Raw genomic sequence first — 2,038 nt, forward strand, 5'->3', positions numbered from 1 at the left:
ATTTAATATAAAAATTACAAAGCTAAATCTTAAAAATCTTAAAGCTATTTGAGTGATGATTGGCAAAAATATATCTCCGTGAGATATAGCAAAAATCTTATTGTTATAAGTTGCTAAAATTGGTTGATTTTTAATGATTTTTACATTGTTAAAAAGCTTAGTTAAATTAAAATCATGATTTCCTTCAAAATAAATAATTTCTATTTTTAAAGCTAAATCATCTAATGCTTTTATAATATCTAAATTATCGTTTTTACAACTTGAAATTCCACCTATTAAAAGATTAAAAATATCTCCTAGAAGTATTACTTGTGGTGGATTAGTCTTTTTTAAAAAATCTATAAAATCTACAAAATCAAGCCTAGTGCTATCATAATGCACATCGGCTATAAAAATTGCTCCTTCTTTTAATACAAGCATTAAATATCAAGCTCTTTATAATAAATTTCAAGTATTTCATAACTAGCTTTACCTTTAGGTAATACTACATTAAACTCATCGCCTTCAACTTTACCTATCATAGCTTTTGCTATAGGTGAGTTTATACTGATATAGCCTTTATCTAAATCGCTTTCACTATTTCCTACTATGCTAAATGTTTTTTCTTCTTCTGTATTTAAATCCATTATCAAAACCGTGCTACCAAATCTTACTTTATCGTGATTAAATTCTGCTGGATTTACTATCTTAGCATTTGCTAAAATTTCGCTAAGTTCTGCGATTTTGCCTTCTAAAAAGCTTTGTTTTTCTCTTGCTGCGTGATATTCAGCGTTTTCTTTTAAATCTCCGTGAGACCTTGCAATATCAATTTCTTTTACCACATTAGGACGCTCAACTACCTTTAAATGCTCTAATTCTTTAAATAATTTTTCATATCCTTTTTGTGTCATCATTTCCATATTATTACTCCTTGATTAATTTTGCTAAATTATTTGCTATTTCACCTTTAGTTAATTCTCTTAATTTTTTTGATTTTTCTAAAAATTCATCTTTATTCGCATTTTCAAATGCTTTTAATAACTCTGTCTTATCTAAATTTTGAATGAATTCTTTATGAAATTCGCCCAAATTAAGCTTATCAAAAATAATATTACAAAGTCCAATAAATTTGATTTTTACTAAAGTTTTTGCTATGAAATAATCAATCATTTTAGCCTTATAACATAAACAAAAAGCATTTCCGATTAGCCCTGCTTCAAGACTTGCAGTCCCGCTGCAAATATAAGCAAACTCGCATTCTTTTAAAGTAGCCTTAGTATCATATGAGATAGTAAAGCCGCTTAAATCTTCATATAAATCTAATCTATCTTTTAAAAAATTTGGCACACAAACTACGCATTCATAGTCTTTAAAATCTTGTTTTAAATTCCTAAAAATCGGCATTAAAGATTTGATTTCGCTTTTTCTTGAACCTGGTAAAAAGGCTATTAATTTTTTAGAATTTGAGTTTTCTTTAAAATAATCTTTCAATGCTTCATTACTTGGATTTCCAAAATAATGAGATTTTTTAAAATACTGATTTTCAAAAGGTAAAATCCCAACTAATTCATCACATAAACTCTCAACTACCTTAATCCTACCTTTTTTCCAAGCCCAAACTTGTGGCAAGATAAAATAAATAATTTTGCCTTTAAAACCTGCTTTTCTTAAGGCTTTTGCAAATGGTATATTAAAAGCAGGAGAATCAATTAATAAAATCTTTTCAATTTTGTCATTAAGTGCTATTTGAACCAAATCTTTTATAGCTTTTTTTGCTTTTAAAATAAGTGGCAAAATCTGCACAAAACCCATAGCATTAAATTCTGTAAAATCACAATAATTATTAGAATTTAAAATAGGAATTTCATTTTTTAAATTAATATCATAAATCCCGTATAATTCTATATTATCTAATTTTTTTAATATATGTTTTAGATGAGAATTTGCAGAATTTTCTAAAGCTATGCTTAATAATTTCATATTTTTTCCTTTAATAAAAATTATTCTTTAAAGAGAATTTAAAGTATATTGATATTATTATAAAACATAATTTTAATAT

3 protein-coding genes are annotated in these 2,038 nt (G+C 25.6%); all 3 read right to left on the reverse strand.

Annotated elements, in window-relative coordinates:
• The coding region (locus KJQ99_RS09225; protein ID WP_214150641.1) for a metallophosphoesterase at positions 1 to 420 on the reverse strand (420 nt) is incomplete at its 3' end.
• Positions 420 to 899 (reverse strand): transcription elongation factor GreA, encoded by a 480-nt coding sequence (gene greA / locus KJQ99_RS09230; RefSeq protein ID WP_239802743.1) that lies wholly within the window; start codon positions 897 to 899, stop codon positions 420 to 422. The genes greA and KJQ99_RS09225, both read right to left, overlap by 1 nt.
• A gap of 4 nt (positions 900 to 903) precedes the next feature.
• Entirely contained in the window at positions 904 to 1,959 is a 1,056-nt protein-coding gene (lpxB, locus tag KJQ99_RS09235) for a lipid-A-disaccharide synthase (protein ID WP_214120310.1), read from the reverse strand.
• Positions 1,960 to 2,038 lie beyond the last annotated feature (79 nt).

Origin of the sequence: Campylobacter sp. 2018MI13 (assembly GCF_018501135.1) — a bacterium.
Lineage (GTDB): Bacteria > Campylobacterota > Campylobacteria > Campylobacterales > Campylobacteraceae > Campylobacter_E.

What these genes read in the sequence shown, in the direction of transcription:
- greA (WP_239802743.1), bottom strand. Translation starts at nt 899, where the DNA reads ATGGAAATGATGACACAAAAAGGATATGAAAAATTATTTAAAGAATTA.
- lpxB (WP_214120310.1), bottom strand. Translation starts at nt 1,959, where the DNA reads ATGAAATTATTAAGCATAGCTTTAGAAAATTCTGCAAATTCTCATCTA.